The organism is Arthrobacter agilis (assembly GCF_002953615.1).
GTDB classification, from domain to species: Bacteria; Actinomycetota; Actinomycetes; order Actinomycetales; family Micrococcaceae; genus Arthrobacter_D; species Arthrobacter_D agilis_B.
Genome location: NZ_CP024915.1, coordinates 2,075,671 through 2,089,618, shown reverse-complemented (window position 1 = coordinate 2,089,618; position 13,948 = coordinate 2,075,671). Strand labels below are relative to the sequence as shown.

Here is a 13,948-nt window from a genome sequence, read left to right as displayed (position 1 = left end):
TGTCCGGGGACCCTGCAAGACTGGGCCCATGACCCGCGGAATATATGTGAGCGCCATGACCAACGGCTCCGGCAAGTCCCTGATCTCCCTGGGCCTGGCCGACATGCTGCACCGGCACGCCGACCGCGTCGGGTTCTTCCGGCCCATCGTGGAGGGCGGCGACCCCGCCGCGGATCCGATGGTGCGGCTCATGCAGAGGGCCTTCGACCTCCCGGACAGCCGTGCGCGCGGCGGCCTGACCCGGGCGGAGGCCCGCGCCCTGCTGGTCACGGGAGACCGCGCCGAGATCGACGCCCGCTGCGTCGCCATCTACAGCGAGATCGCCGCGGAGTGCGACGTCGTGATCGTCGAGGGCACGGACCTCTCCGGCAACGACGCGGCCGTCGAGTTCGACCTCAACGCGCGCCTGGCCAACAACCTCGGGGCCATGGTGCTCGCCGTCGTCAGCGCCAAGGGCATGTCCGTCGAGGAGGCGGCCGACGCCGTCGACGTCGCCCGCCGCGAACTCGACGCGGCCAAGGTGTCGCTCCTCGCGATGATGGTCAACCGCGCCGCCGACGATGCCGTCACCGCCATCAGCGAGCAGGTGCGCCCCGGCCGCTCGGGCCGCCCCGTCTACGTCATCCCGGAACTCGCCGAGATCTCCCAGCCCACGGTCTCCGAGGTCTCCGCGGAGCTGGGCGCCCGGCAGATCGCCGGCAACTCGAACCTCGAGCGTGACGTCACGAGCATCCGGGTGGCCGCCATGAACGTCGGCAACTTCCTGCACCTCCTCCGGGACGGCGCCCTCGTGATCGTGCCCGGCGACCGCGCGGACGTGCTCGTGGCCACCCTGGCGTCGTCGTTCTCCCCCGAGTTCCCGGTGCCCTCCGCGCTGTTCCTGACCGGCGGGCTCGCGCCAGATCCCAACATCCTCGCCCTCCTCGCGCAGGCACCGTTCCCCGTCTTCGCGCTCGACGACGACACCTACACCGCCGCGCGGCGCGTCAGCGAGGTCCGTGGCGAGATCGCCAGCGGACTGCGCCGCAAGGCGGCTGCCGCGCTCGGCGCCTGGGCGCGGCAGGTGGACGAGAGCGAACTGCTGGAGCGGCTCGAACTCCCCCGGCCCGTCAGCATGACGCCGCTGCGCTTCCTGCACGAGCTCATCCAGCGCGCCCGGTCCGAGCGGAGACACATCGTGCTCCCCGAGGGCGAGGACGTGCGGGTACTCAAGGCCGCCGAGATCCTCCGGCGCCGGGACGTCTGCGACCTCACGATCCTCGGCCCGGAGGCCCGCATCCGCGAACTGGCATCGGGCCAGGGCATCGACCTGACCGGCCTCACGCTGGTCGACCCTTCCACCTCACCGCTGCGCGAGGAATTCGCCACCGAGTACGCCCGGCTCCGCGCCCACAAGAACGTCTCCGTCGACCAGGCCCGCGAACGCATGCTCGAAGGGGCATACTTCGGGACGATGATGGTCCAGCTGGGGAGGGTGGACGGCATGGTGTCCGGCGCCGCGCACACGACGGCGAACACCATCCGGCCGGCCCTCGAATTCGTGAAGACGAAGGACGGCGTGAAGATCGTCTCCTCCGTGTTCCTCATGCTGCTGCAGGACCGCGTGCTCGTGTACGGCGACTGCGCGGTGAACCCGGACCCCAACGAGGAGCAGCTCGCGGACATCGCGGTCGCCTCGGCCGAGACGGCAGCCCAGTTCGGGGTCGAGCCCCGCGTCGCGATGCTCTCCTACTCGACGGGCGAGTCCGGCAGCGGCGGCGCCGTGGACGAGGTGCGGCGCGCCACCGAACTCGTGCGGCAGCAGCGGCCCGACCTCGCCGTGGAGGGCCCCATCCAGTACGACGCCGCCGTCGACGCCTCCGTCGCCGCCTCGAAACTGCCCGGATCCACCGTCGCCGGGCAGGCGACGGTCTTCATCTTCCCGGACCTCAATACCGGCAACAACACCTACAAGGCGGTGCAGCAGTCCGCGGGCGCTGTCGCCGTCGGGCCCGTGCTCCAGGGCCTGCGCAAACCCGTCAACGACCTCTCCCGCGGCTGCACCGTGGAGGACATCGTGAACACGGTCGCCATCACCGCCGTGCAGGCCCAGCAGCCCGCAGCCCCCTGATCCCCCGCCTCCCGACCTCCCGCCTCCCGCCTCCCGCCTCCCAGACAGGACCCCATGATCATCCTCGTCATCAATTCCGGCTCGTCCTCGCTCAAGTACCAGGTGCGCGAGGGCGACGACGTCCTCGCGGAAGGCCTGGTGGAGCGCATCGGCGAGGCCGAGGTACCCGACCACGCGGCCGCCCTCGACCGCGTGGACGGCGAGGTGGCGGCAGCGCTCGGCGATCGCGGGATCGACGCCGTCGGACACCGCGTGGTGCACGGCGGTGAGCGCTTCAGTGAGCCGGTGCTCATCGACAACGAGATCACGCGCGCCATCGAGCGCCTCAACCCGCTGGCCCCCCTGCACAATCCCGCAGCCGTCACCGGCATCCGCGCCATCACCGAGAAGTGGCCGGACATGCCGCAGGTGGCCGTCTTCGACACGGCGTTCCACCGCACCCTGCCCGAGCACGCCTGGCGCTACGCCGTCCCCGACGAGCTGTACCGGCGGTTCGGCATCCGCCGCTACGGCTTCCACGGGACCTCGCACGCGTACGTCGCGCGTGGTGCGGCGGAACTCCTCGGCACGGACGCCTTCACCGGCGTGATCGCCCATCTTGGCAACGGCGCCTCCGTCACGGCCGTGCGCGACGGAGAGAGCATCGACACGTCCATGGGCTTCACGCCCCTCGAGGGGCTGGTGATGGGGACACGTTCCGGCGACATCGACCCGTCCATCCTGCTGTTCCTCCTGCGTGAGGGGTACACCGAGCAGGATCTCGACACTCTCCTGAACCGCAACAGCGGCCTGAAGGGGCTGGCGGGCACCAACGACATGCGGTCGGTGGCGGACGCCGCGGACGCGGGCGAGCATCGGGCGCAGCTCGCGATCGAGGTGGCCTCCTACCGCCTCGCGAAGTACGTCGGCGGCTACCACGTCGCGGTCGGCGGCGCCCAGGCACTCGTCTTCACCGCGGGTATCGGCGAGAACGCCGGAGCCTTCCGCAGTGCCGTCGTCTCCAAGCTCGGTGCCCTCGGCCTCGAGCTCGACGAGACCAGGAACGAAAAGCGCAGCAGGGAGGCCCGCGTCATCAGCACGGCGTCGTCGGCCTTCCCCGTCCTCGTGGTGCCGACGGACGAGGAGGCGGCGATCGCGGAGGCGACAGCCGCCGTCGTCAGCGGGTCCTAGCGTTCCCCTCCTGCCGCTGGCCCGTCGTCGGACGTCCGCCCGTCGTCGTCGGGTGCATCCTGCCGACGGGCGCCTGCAACGGGGCTCCGGCACACTGGGACCATGACGATCCTGCGCATGACCCTCCTGTTCGTGCTGGCCGCGGCGGCCGAGATCGGCGGTGCGTGGCTCATCTGGCAGGCCGTCCGCGAGGGCAGGCCGCTGTGGTGGGCGGGCCTCGGGGTCATGGCGCTCGGCGCGTACGGGTTCGTGGCGACACTGCAGCCGGACCCGAACTTCGGGCGGATCCTCGCGGCCTACGGCGGCGTCTTCGTGGCGGGATCACTGGCGTGGGGCGTGCTCGTCGACGGATTCCGGCCCGACCGCTGGGACCTCCTCGGTTCGGCGGTCTGCCTGGTCGGTGTCGCGCTGATCATGTTCGCGCCGCGCACGGCCGCCTGATCCGGGCATCGGGCGGACGACGAGGCCGCGCGCTGCCGCGTCGCTCCCACTGATCCGGTTCGATCAGTGGGCATGTTCGATCATGCCCACTGAACGGAGCTCTTCAGTGGGCGGACGACGACCGGGTCGGCTGTCCGGGCCCTACGCCGCCCCCAGCAGCCGTGCGAGCCCGGCGGCGAGCGCCCCGACAGCCACCACCACGAGGAACGGCGCGCGCAGCCAGAGCGCGAGCGCCGCGGCGGCCAACGCCACGACCCGCGCATCGACCACGAGCACCTGTCCCGAAGCGAAGGTGTTCACGGCCGTCAGGGCGGCGAGCAGGCCGATCGTCAGCGACCCGGCGACCCGCAGCATCCGCGGATTGTCGAGCAGCTTCGCCGGCACGAGGAACCCGACGAACTTCGTGGCGATCGAGATCGCGCACGCCAGCAGGATCCACCCCCAGAGGCTCATGCGCCGGCTCCGCGGCCACGGGAGTGCTTCGCCGGGCGGGGTCCCGACCCCGGGCCCGGCGCGTCGTCGTCCGACCCGGAGGGGTAGGGCTCGACGTCGGGCTCGAGGCCCTCGGTCGCCGGTCCGAGACCCGCGAGTCCCAGGACCGCAGCCATGACCGCGGCGATCAGGATCGGTACACCGGGTGGGACGAACGGGACGGCGAGGAGCGTCACCACCGCACAGACGACGGCGATCGCTGCCGGCTCGCGGGCCCGGATCCGGGGCCAGAGCAGGCCGAGGAACGCGGCGACCGCCGCGCCGTCGAGCCCCCACCGGGCAGGATCACCCATGGCATTGCCTGCGAGCGCACCTCCGAGCGTGAACAGGTTCCACAGCACGAAGACGCCGATGCCCGCGGCCCAGAAGCCGCGGCGCTGCTCGGCCGGGTCGGTCTGGCCCGTTGCCGTGGCCACCGACTCGTCGATGGTGACGTGCGCCGCCGCCAGTTTCCGCCAGCGCGAGGGACGCAGCAGCACGTTGACCTGCATCCCGTACACCCCGTTCCGGATCCCGAGCAGGGCCGCCGCGGACATCGCCGAGATCCCGCTCCCCCCGCCGGCGATCACGCCGATGAAGGCGAACTGGGAGCCGCCGCTGAACAGCAGCAGGCTCAGCGCCATGGTCTGCAGGAGGTCGAGGCCGGCAGCCACGGACAGCGCGCCGAACGAGAGCCCGTAGAGCCCGGTCGCGATGGCCACGGACAGGGCGACGCGCACCGCGGGAGATTGGAAGAGCACCACGCGTCAAGGCTAGGCGAGGTGCTGCCCGGCTTCCCATTCGTGTCGAAGGGGTGAATAGTAGGAAAGGAAAGCCTACTTACTAACCGGAGGAGCGCCACATGAAGGCAGTGACATGGCAGGGCAAGCGCAACGTCAGCGTGGAGAACGTACCCGACCCCACGATCCAGGAGCCCACGGACGCGATCATCAGGATCACCTCGACGGCGATCTGCGGCTCGGACCTCCACCTCTACGAGGTCCTCGGCCCGTACATGCACAAGGGGGACGTCCTCGGGCACGAGCCCATGGGCATCGTCGAGGAAGTCGGCGCGGGCGTGACCAACCTCAAGGTCGGTGACCGCGTCGTCGTGCCGTTCAACATCTCCTGCGGCTACTGCTTCATGTGCAAGCGGGGCCTGCAGTCGCAGTGCGAGACCACGCAGGTCCACTCGGCAGGATCCGGCGCGGCCCTGTTCGGCTTCTCGGAGCTCTACGGCTCGGTGCCCGGCGGGCAGGCGGAGTACCTCCGGGTGCCCTTCGCCGACTACGGCCCGGTCAAGGTGGGCTCGGAGCTGCCCGACGAGCGCTACCTCTATCTCTCGGACATCCTGCCGACGGCCTGGCAGGGCGTGCAGTACGCCGATGTGCCGAAGGACGGCGTCCTCGCGGTCTACGGCCTCGGGCCGGTCGGCCAGTTCGCGGCCCGTATCGGCAAATACCTCGGCCACCGTGTCATCGCCGTCGAACCCGTCGCAGAGCGCCGCGACATGGCCAAGCGCCACGGTATCGAGACCATCGACTTCACGAAGAACACCGCAGAGGAGCTGCGCAGCATGACGAACGGCCGCGGCCCGGACGCCGTCGTCGACGCCGTCGGCATGGAGGCCCACGGCTCGCCCGTCGGTGCCTTCGCCCAGAACGCGGTCGGCATCCTGCCCGACAAGCTCGCGCAGAAGGTCATGGAGACCGGCGGCAGCGACCGCGTGACCGTCCTCCACTCGGCGATCGACGCGGTCCGCCGGGGCGGGACCATCTCCCTCAGCGGCGTCTACGGCGGCGCCGCCACCCCCATGCCGATGCTCAACATGTTCGACAAGCAGCTCCAGTTCCGGATGGGCCAGTGCAACGTGCGCCGCTGGACGGACGAGCTCCTGCCGATCGTCGAGGAGCCCTCGGATCCGCTGGGCGTCACCGACCTGATGACGCACCAGGTCTCGATCGACGAGGCACCGGAGGCCTATCGGAACTTCCAGAAGAAGACCGACGGCACCATCAAGGTGGTCCTGAAGCCGCAGGGCGTCACGGCCTGATCCCAGGACGACGACGATTCGCGGTCGATGGTCCGGGCTACTCCCGGGCCATCGACTCGTGGGACCCGGCCTCGCCGCCGGCCATCTGCAGGGCGTCGGCCGCCCGTACGAGGGCGAGGTGCGAGAACGCCTGCGGGAAGTTGCCGGCCATGCGGCCCGACTCGGCGTCGTACTCCTCGGACAGCAGGCCGAGCTCGTTCGAGTAGCCGACCAGCTGGTCCATGAGCCGCTTCGCCTCGCCCAGGCGGCCGCTGTGCGCGTACTGCTCGACGAGCCAGAAGGAGCAGGCGAGGAACGGGTGCTCGCCCGGTTCGAGGCCGTCGTCGGAGTTGTGCGTCCGGTAGCGCAGCAGCAGGCCCTGCTCGTTCAGCAGGTCCTGCTCGATGCGCGCCACGGTACCGAGCATGGCCGGATCGTCGAACTCGACGAACCCCACCTGCGGCAACTGCAGCAGCGAGGCGTCCACCTCCGCGCCGCCGTACACCTGCGTGAAGGAGTTCAGGTCGGCACGGAAGCCCCGCTCCATGATCTCCGCGCGCAGTCCGTCGCGGATCTCCGTCCACCGGTCCTGCGGCCCGCTCAGCCCGTGGTCGCGCACGGCGCGCACGGCGCAGTCGAACGCTGCCCACATCATCACGCGTGAATGCGTGAAGTACTGCTGATCGCCGCGCATCTCCCAGATACCGTGGTCGCGGTCGTGGAGGTGCTTCTCGGCGAAGCCCAGGAGTGCACGCTGCAACGGCCACGAGAAGCTGTCCTCCGTGGTGCCGTGCCCGCGCAGTTTCTCCAGCGCCACCATGACCTCGCCGACCACGTCGGCCTGGTACTGCTTCACCGCGCCGTTCCCCACGCGCACGGGAGCCGAGTCGGCGTAGCCCGGCAGGTGGTCGAGTTCGCGTTCCGGCAGATACCGTTCACCGGCCAGCCCGTACATGATCTGCAGGTCCTCGGGGTCCCCCGCCACGGCCCTCAGCAGCCAGTTGCGCCAGCCCAGGGCCTCCTCCGCATAGCCGTGCGTCATCATGGCCTCGAGCGTGAGCGCCGCATCGCGGAGCCAGCAGAAGCGGTAGTCCCAGTTGCGGGAGCCGCCGAACTGCTCGGGCAGCGACGTCGTCGGAGCGGCGACGATGCCGCCGGTGTCCTCGTGCGTGAGCGCGCGCAGCACGAGGAGCGAGCGCTGCACGGCGTCGGCGTACTCGCCGTCGTTCACGTAGCTCGCCCCCCACGCACGCCAGTAGCTGATGGTGCTGTCCAGGGCGTCGTCGACATCCCGGGCGGGCGGCTTCTCACGGTGGGAGGGGTACCAGACGAGTTCGAGGTCGACGACGTCGCCCTCGGCCACGTCGAACGTGCCCTCGTGGCGATGGTCCGAGGCCCGGAGCCGGGGTCCCCGCAGCAGCAGCGCGTCGGGCCCGGCGATGGCCAGGAGCACCGGGACGCCGTCGTCCGTCCCCTGGCTGACCCACGGGACGATATCGCCGTAGCCGAAGCGGATCTCCAGTTCCTGGCGGACCGTCACCGTCCCGCGGAGGCCCTGAACCCGCCGCACGACGTTGGCCCGGCGGTCCGTGACCGGCATGAAATCGGTGACCAGCACCTCACCCTCGGGGGTCCTCCAGTGGGTCTGGAGGACGAAGGTCGAGGAGATGTAGCTGCGCTCCACCACCTCCGCCCCCGCGGACGAGGGTGCCACGAGCCAGCGGCCGTGCTCCGGGGTGCCGAGCATCGCGGCGAACACCGATTCGGAGTCGAACCGGGGCAGGCAGAGCCAGTCCACGCTGCCGTCGCGGGAGATGAGCGCACCGGTGTGGAGGTCGGAGACGAGTGCGTAATCCTCGATCGGTGATTGCATCCCCCCACTCAACCACAGCGTCCCGGGGTGGGGTGGTTACTCGTCGTCGCTCCGGAAGGCGGAGCGTATCCGCGCCGGGTAGTCGGTGGTCATCTCCTGCACGCCCAGCTCGGCGAGGAAGAGGGCATCCTCGATCTTGTTGACCGTCCATGCCCTCACGATCACGCCCTCCTGGATCCAGCGGCGCACCCGCTCCGTGTGGGCCCGGATGTATTTCATGCCCGGGCCCGCCATCCCGACCTCCTGGTGGTCGATCAGCGCCTCGCCCTCCTTCAGCGCCCTGTGCAGCAGGTTGATCAGGGCCCCCTCGGCGATCGAACCGAAACGCAGCGCCTCGCGGACCTCCTTCGGCCGGATGTCGGAGACGAGCTGGCACAGCAGGTGGTGGGGCACCGACTCCGCCAGCTGCCGCATGGAGTCGGGGTTGAAGCTCATGAAGCTGACCTCGATGCTGCCGAGCATCGAGGATTCCGGGTCCCAGCCCTCGTCCATGAGGAACGCGATCAGGGCCTCCTCCAGCCGCAGTCCGAACGGACTCGGATGCTTCAGCTCGACGGCGAGCCGGATCGGGCGGCCCGCACGGCGCAGCAGGAGCAGCAGGTCCGCGAAGGAGAGGAACTGGTCGGTCTCGCCGCCGAACTCCGCAGGGACGCTCGCCCCCTTCCAGGAGAAGGCATCGAGCCGGCGCAGTTCCTCGAGGGTCAGGTCGGCGACGTCGCCCGTGCCGCTCGTAGTGCGATCCAGCGTCGTGTCGTGGATGCACACCAGCTGTCCGTCCCGGCTCAGGTGCACGTCGCACTCCACGCCGTCCGCGCCGTCCGCGAGGGCCTGCAGGTAGGCGGCGCGCGTGTGCTCCGCGTAGGTGCCGCTACTGCCGCGGTGGGCGAAGATCACAGGAGGCACGGACCGTCCCTTCGAGTCGTCGGTGGTGTCCCTAACACGGTACGTGACCACCGGATCGGTGCACCACGGATGCGGCACCGCGGTGCCCGCCGGGACGGCCTCGATAGACTCGGGAGCGTGAATGCTCAGATGACCGGCACCGATACGGAGCGGGCGGCCGCCCTCCGACGCATGAAGCTCCTGGCGACCGGGTTGCTGGCGGTCATGGCCGTCATCTTCGTGGTGGCTTTCGCCCTGCAGGACGCCTATCCCTGGCTGCAGTACGTGCGGGCGGCGGCCGAGGGTGGGATGGTGGGCGCCCTGGCCGACTGGTTCGCCGTCACGGCCCTGTTCAAGCATCCGATGGGGCTGAAGATCCCCCATACCGCGATCATCCCGCGGAAGAAGGACCAGATCGGCGAATCGCTCGGCCAGTTCGTCGAGGAGAACTTCCTGTCCGAGGACGTGGTGCGTGCCAAGCTCGATTCAGCCCGGATCGCACAGAAGGCCGGCGCCTGGCTGGAGAAGCCCGAGAGCGCCGACCGCGTGGCCGTCGAGGGCGCGGCCCTCATCCGGGGGATGTTCACCGTCCTGAACGACGACGCTGTCCAGGGCGTGATCGAGTCCATGGTCCGCAGGCATCTGCTCGAGCCACCGTGGGGGCCGCCCATCGGGAGCATTGCGGAACGCATCTTCGCCGAGGGGCACCACCACCGCCTCGTGGACCTGCTCGTGGACCGCGCCGGTGACTGGGTGGACGCGAACTACGCCGTGGTCACGCGGGTGGTCGCGCAGCGTTCGCCGACCTGGGTGCCGCGCCTGGTCGACGGCGTCGTCGGTGACCGCGTGCACGCGGAACTGTCGAAGTTCATCCGGGCGGTGCAGGACGACCAGCAGCACGATGTCCGCCTCGCGATCGACAAGTACCTCCGGGACCTCGCGCAGGATCTGCAGCACAAGCCCGAGACCATCGCGAAGGCCGAGGAGATCAAGGGACAGCTGCTCGACGACCCCCGTGTCCGCGACCTGACGGCCCGCACCTGGGCCACCATCAAGAACGCGCTCCTCGAGGCCGTGAACGACCCGGACAGCGAGCTGACGTCCAACTTCAAGGCGGCGGTCCGCGACTTCGGCTCGCGCCTGGCGAACGACGCCGAGCTGGCAGGGAAGGTGAACCGCTGGATCGCGGACGGCGCCTCGTACGCCGTGCGCACCTACCGCAGCGAGATCGCCGGCGTCATCTCGGAGACGGTGGGGCGCTGGGACGCGGAGGAGACGTCACGGAAGATCGAACTGCAGGTCGGGAAGGACCTGCAGTTCATCCGCATCAACGGTACGGTGGTCGGTTCGCTGGCGGGCCTGCTCATCTTCACCATCGCCCACGCGATCTTCGGGTAGTCCCGGCGCGGCACCCTACCCGCGCACCGGTACCGGACGCCGCGATCAGGCCTGCTTCTGGTCGCTTCCCTGCGGGGGCAACTGCAGCACGTCGGCCAGCTCGCCCGGGATGGTCTGCGGCAGCGGACCGAAGGCCTCGCGGGTGGTGCGGATGACGGCCTTGCCCATGAGGTGGTTGCCGGTCCCGCCGATCACGGCCCCCGCGCCGAAGGGCAGGGCTCGTCCGAGCATGAATCCGCCCTGCTTGGCGAGGAACTTCTTGAGGAAGCGCCGCCTGATGGACCCGGTGACCGTCTTGACGAGCGACGACGGTGCGGATTTGTTCACCAGCTGCCCCCAGTACTGGGGGGCACCCTGTCCCGCGGACGCACCGAGGATGGAGCGCATCAGCGCCGTGCCCTCCTCGCCCATCAGGATCGCCATGACCATGGCGCGCGAACGCTCAGGATCGTCGGTCTTGACCCCGTGCAGTTCCGCGATGGACTCGGCATAGAGTGCTGTGGCCTCGAGGAAGCCGACGGTCGCGGCCGCCGAGAGTCCGAGGGAGGCCAGGGTCCCGACGGCGGGAACCGCCGCCGTCGCTCCCACAGCAGCGCCCGCGGCCGTCGTCGCCCGCAGGTAGTCGCGCTCGAGCAGGCGGGCCAGTTCCGCGGGGGACGCCTCCGGGTTGCGACGGCGGAGCCGGTCCAGGTTGGAGAGGATCAGCGGCCGCTGGACGTCCAGGGCGCGTTCGATCCCGCGCAGGATCGCAGGCTTCGGGTTGCCGTCCTTGTCGAACAGCGTCCCGTTGGCAGCCTTGACGGCTGGGTTCTCCTTGTTCCGGCCAAACATGATGGTCCTTCCGCGGCTGGGTGGATGCGAATCGAGTGTAGATGGGCGCGTGGCACTGCCGGTGGACTTTCTGCTCCTGGCGTCGCCCCGCCCGGCAGTGACCCGCCGACAGGTCGGTCGGGCTCGGACAGGCGAAGGGCGCCACCGCTTCGCGGTGACGCCCTTCTCGCAGCCGCTCCCCCACGGTGCAGCTACGTGGTGCGTGCTAGACGCGCGAGCCCTTGCGTCCGGTGATGAGACCGTAGATGAAGAGGACGATCAGCGCGCCCAGGACGGCGAACAGGATGGACGGCAGGGAGAACGTGCTGCCCATGTTGATGCCGAGGATGCTGCCGCCGATGAAGCCGCCCAGGAAGGCGCCGATGACGCCGAGGATCATGGTGACGATGATGCCGCCGCCCTGCTTGCCGGGCATGATCAGCTTGGCGAGCGCGCCGGCGATGAGGCCGAGGATAAGGAATGCGATGAAACTCATGTGGTGCTCCTTGAGTGATGAGCCACCCGTCCGGGGACGAGTTGCTGTCGGATATTCCGGTGCATCGAAGTGCAACTAACTGCAACTGTACTTCATCAGCATGCTTAGGGTGCAATCCTAGCACCACGCTAATCCCGCTTATCAAGGCTTTCGGATGAATCTTTCCCGAACCGTTGCATGACCCGACGGGACGTCCGACCGGGGCGCCGAACCGGGTTTTACGGCGGATCGACCGTATGATAGGTGTGAGCGGGCCGCCTCGGGAGTAAGCGGCAGAGTCAGTGAAACCGCTGGGGAATTCTCTCGAAACTGCCAACAAAGACATACCGGAGGAGTTTTTCTAATGCGAATCGGTTCATCTATTTTTCTTATTGCACTGGGTGCAATTCTTGCTTTCGCCATCCGCGTGCAGGTCAGCGTCGTGGACCTGGCACTCGTCGGCTACATCCTGATGGCGGTCGGCGTGATCGGGCTCATCGCCTCGCTCGTCCTGGCCGCTCCGCGCCGGCAGGCGCGCGTCTCGGAGTCGCGGTCCGTCGTGGATCCGAACACCGGCGAGACCATCACGCGCAGGGAGTCCCGCGACACCGGGCTCTGACAGCCCGTCGGCACCACCAGGGACAGAAGGGCCGGACGTTCACGTCCGGCCCTTCTTCATCTGTGTTCCCGTTTGGTTACCACCGAAAAGGTCTTGACCCGGTGAGCGAAGCAAAGATACAGTCACTCAAACGAAGATCAAACCACATCTCGAGGTCCTGACCTCGGCCGGAGACAACGAGGTCCTCATGTTCGCGGAAGAGCGCTATCGCCAGATCAGCAAACTCGTCTCCGCAGACGGCCGCGTCACGGTCGCCGGCCTCTCCTCACGCTTCGGCATCACCAAGGAGACGGTCCGCAGGGACCTCGCCCTCCTCGAGAACGACGGCGTCCTGCGCCGGGTCCATGGAGGGGCCATCGCCGGCAGCGGGGCGACCACCAATGAATCGAGCCTGTCGAGCCGGGCCGCGCAGCACTCCCCCGAGAAGAAGCGCATCGCCGAGGCCGCGCTCGCCATGGCTCCCGCGACGGGAGCCGTCGTGCTCGACGCTGGCAGCACCACCGGTGCCCTGGCAGAACTGCTCGTCGACGAGGCGCGGCCCGGACTGGCGGTCGTCACCCATTCCGTCCCGATCGCCGCACTCGTCTCCAACGCGGGCCTGAGCGTCGAACTCGTCGGCGGACGCGTACGAGCCCTGACCAGCGCAGCCGTGGGGAGCAGCACGGTCGCGCACTTCGCCCGCCTGCGGTCCGACGTCGCCTTCATCGGGGCGAACGGCATCACGGCCGGCTTCGGCCTCAGCACGCCCGACGTCGACGAAGCGGCGGTGAAGACCTCGATCGTGCGCTCGGCACGCCGCGTGGTGCTCCTGGCCGATTCGTCGAAGTTCAGCGAGGAATCCCTCATCAGCTTCGCCTACCTGGAGGATATCGATGCACTCATCACCGACCGCGCACCCCGGGGAACCCTTGCGGATGCACTCGCCGATTCCGATGTGGAGGTGATCGTCGCGTGATCCTGACCCTCACCGTGAATCCCAGCATCGACCGCACCGTGGAACTCGGCGCGCCCCTGACCCGCGGAGCCGTCCAACGCGCCACCCATGTGGTGCAGGAGGCAGGCGGCAAGGGTGTGAACGTCAGCCGCGCCCTGGCCATGTCCGGCGTCAGCACGCTGACCGTCCTTCCGGGCGACGACGACGACGCGGTCCTGGCGGGCCTGCGCGGCGTCTCCGTCCCCTTCCGCAATCTGCCGATCGGCGCGGGCCTCCGCACCAACACGGCGATCACCGAACCCGATGGTACGACGACGAAGATCAACGAGCCCGGCCCCGAGCTCTCCGCCGCACAGATCGAGGAACTGCTCGCGGTCGTCGTGGCCGAGAGCAGCGGAGCCGACTGGCTGGTCCTCGCCGGCTCCCTGCCGCCGGGCGTACCGCCGACCTTCTACACGCGGATCACCGCCGCCGTCCGGGAGGCGTACGGACCGTCGGCGCCCCGGGTCGCGATCGACTCGTCGGGCGAACCCCTGATCGAGGCCGCCGCCGGGGTACCGGCGCCGGACCTGCTCAAACCCAACGCCGAGGAGCTCAGCGAGCTGACGGGCATCGGCACGGGCGACCAGCTGGAGCTGGACCATGAATTGGCCGCGAAGGCCTGCGCGGTGCTCATCACCGCGGGGGTGGGAGCGGTACTGGCGACCCTTGGTTCCAAGGGTGCCCTGCTCGT

At 69.4% G+C, this 13,948-nt stretch carries 14 protein-coding genes; 8 read left to right on the top strand and 6 right to left on the bottom strand.

The genetic code is table 11. The features are described from left to right. Positions 1-28: 28 nt before the first annotated feature. From pta to CVO76_RS10180, 3 genes are all read left to right on the top strand, one after another. Positions 29-2,110 (top strand): phosphate acetyltransferase, encoded by a 2,082-nt coding sequence (gene pta / locus CVO76_RS10190; protein ID WP_208739158.1) that lies wholly within the window; start codon positions 29-31, stop codon positions 2,108-2,110. Between the two features lie 54 nt (positions 2,111-2,164). Next, on the top strand, positions 2,165-3,280 hold the full coding sequence (locus CVO76_RS10185; protein WP_133080129.1) for an acetate/propionate family kinase: 1,116 nt from the start codon (positions 2,165-2,167) through the stop codon (positions 3,278-3,280). A gap of 102 nt (positions 3,281-3,382) precedes the next feature. After that, complete coding sequence (locus CVO76_RS10180; protein WP_133080128.1) at positions 3,383-3,721, top strand: YnfA family protein; 339 nt, start codon at positions 3,383-3,385, stop codon at positions 3,719-3,721. Positions 3,722-3,862: 141 nt separating this feature from the next. On the opposite strand, the gene CVO76_RS10175 is transcribed toward CVO76_RS10180, so the two are convergent. Continuing rightward, on the bottom strand, positions 3,863-4,174 hold the full coding sequence (locus CVO76_RS10175) for an AzlD domain-containing protein (protein WP_208739157.1): 312 nt from the start codon (positions 4,172-4,174) through the stop codon (positions 3,863-3,865). After that, positions 4,171-4,956, bottom strand: a complete 786-nt coding sequence (locus tag CVO76_RS10170) for an AzlC family ABC transporter permease (RefSeq protein ID WP_208739156.1) — start codon at positions 4,954-4,956, stop codon at positions 4,171-4,173. Before CVO76_RS10170 ends, CVO76_RS10175 begins: the two co-directional genes overlap by 4 nt. A 98-nt stretch (positions 4,957-5,054) precedes the next feature. Here CVO76_RS10170 and CVO76_RS10165 point away from each other — a divergent pair, with 98 nt between their 5' ends. After that, on the top strand, positions 5,055-6,245 hold the full coding sequence (locus CVO76_RS10165) for a zinc-dependent alcohol dehydrogenase (RefSeq protein WP_208739155.1): 1,191 nt from the start codon (positions 5,055-5,057) through the stop codon (positions 6,243-6,245). A gap of 37 nt (positions 6,246-6,282) precedes the next feature. On the opposite strand, the gene CVO76_RS10160 is transcribed toward CVO76_RS10165, so the two are convergent. Then, the gene (locus CVO76_RS10160) at positions 6,283-8,097 is read right to left on the bottom strand and encodes a glycoside hydrolase family 15 protein (protein WP_208739154.1); all 1,815 of its coding nucleotides are present in this window, start codon (positions 8,095-8,097) and stop codon (positions 6,283-6,285) included. 36 nt (positions 8,098-8,133) lie between these two features. After that, on the bottom strand, positions 8,134-9,000 hold the full coding sequence (locus CVO76_RS10155) for a glycerophosphodiester phosphodiesterase (RefSeq protein ID WP_208739153.1): 867 nt from the start codon (positions 8,998-9,000) through the stop codon (positions 8,134-8,136). Between the two features lie 129 nt (positions 9,001-9,129). Here CVO76_RS10155 and CVO76_RS10150 point away from each other — a divergent pair, with 129 nt between their 5' ends. Beyond that, on the top strand, positions 9,130-10,377 hold the full coding sequence (locus tag CVO76_RS10150) for a DUF445 domain-containing protein (RefSeq protein WP_244186326.1): 1,248 nt from the start codon (positions 9,130-9,132) through the stop codon (positions 10,375-10,377). A 45-nt stretch (positions 10,378-10,422) separates the two neighbouring features. Here CVO76_RS10150 and CVO76_RS10145 read toward each other — a convergent pair whose 3' ends face one another. Continuing rightward, positions 10,423-11,208, bottom strand: coding sequence for a hypothetical protein (locus tag CVO76_RS10145; protein WP_133080121.1), 786 nt, complete (start codon positions 11,206-11,208; stop codon positions 10,423-10,425). A gap of 205 nt (positions 11,209-11,413) precedes the next feature. Continuing rightward, entirely contained in the window at positions 11,414-11,683 is a 270-nt protein-coding gene (locus tag CVO76_RS10140; protein WP_208739152.1) for a GlsB/YeaQ/YmgE family stress response membrane protein, read from the bottom strand. 343 nt (positions 11,684-12,026) lie between these two features. On the opposite strand from CVO76_RS10140, the gene CVO76_RS10135 reads away from it, so the two are divergent. The 3 genes from CVO76_RS10135 to CVO76_RS10125 form a co-directional block, all read left to right on the top strand. Then, entirely contained in the window at positions 12,027-12,281 is a 255-nt protein-coding gene (locus CVO76_RS10135; protein ID WP_133080119.1) for a DUF6458 family protein, read from the top strand. 187 nt (positions 12,282-12,468) lie between these two features. Then, positions 12,469-13,236, top strand: a complete 768-nt coding sequence (locus CVO76_RS10130; RefSeq protein WP_208739151.1) for a DeoR/GlpR family DNA-binding transcription regulator — start codon at positions 12,469-12,471, stop codon at positions 13,234-13,236. Next, positions 13,233-13,948, top strand: a 716-nt coding sequence (locus CVO76_RS10125; RefSeq protein WP_208741780.1) for a 1-phosphofructokinase family hexose kinase, incomplete at its 3' end; no start/stop codon positions are given. The genes CVO76_RS10130 and CVO76_RS10125, both read left to right, overlap by 4 nt.

Coding starts and splice junctions, on each gene's coding strand:
- pta (WP_208739158.1), top strand. CDS start 29: ATGACCCGCGGAATATATGTGAGCGCCATGACCAACGGCTCCGGCAAG.
- CVO76_RS10185 (WP_133080129.1), top strand. CDS start 2,165: ATGATCATCCTCGTCATCAATTCCGGCTCGTCCTCGCTCAAGTACCAG.
- CVO76_RS10180 (WP_133080128.1), top strand. CDS start 3,383: ATGACGATCCTGCGCATGACCCTCCTGTTCGTGCTGGCCGCGGCGGCC.
- CVO76_RS10175 (WP_208739157.1), bottom strand. CDS start 4,174: ATGAGCCTCTGGGGGTGGATCCTGCTGGCGTGCGCGATCTCGATCGCC.
- CVO76_RS10165 (WP_208739155.1), top strand. CDS start 5,055: ATGAAGGCAGTGACATGGCAGGGCAAGCGCAACGTCAGCGTGGAGAAC.
- CVO76_RS10160 (WP_208739154.1), bottom strand. CDS start 8,097: ATGCAATCACCGATCGAGGATTACGCACTCGTCTCCGACCTCCACACC.
- CVO76_RS10150 (WP_244186326.1), top strand. CDS start 9,130: ATGACCGGCACCGATACGGAGCGGGCGGCCGCCCTCCGACGCATGAAG.
- CVO76_RS10145 (WP_133080121.1), bottom strand. CDS start 11,208: ATGTTTGGCCGGAACAAGGAGAACCCAGCCGTCAAGGCTGCCAACGGG.
- CVO76_RS10140 (WP_208739152.1), bottom strand. CDS start 11,683: ATGAGTTTCATCGCATTCCTTATCCTCGGCCTCATCGCCGGCGCGCTC.
- CVO76_RS10135 (WP_133080119.1), top strand. CDS start 12,027: ATGCGAATCGGTTCATCTATTTTTCTTATTGCACTGGGTGCAATTCTT.
- CVO76_RS10130 (WP_208739151.1), top strand. CDS start 12,469: ATGTTCGCGGAAGAGCGCTATCGCCAGATCAGCAAACTCGTCTCCGCA.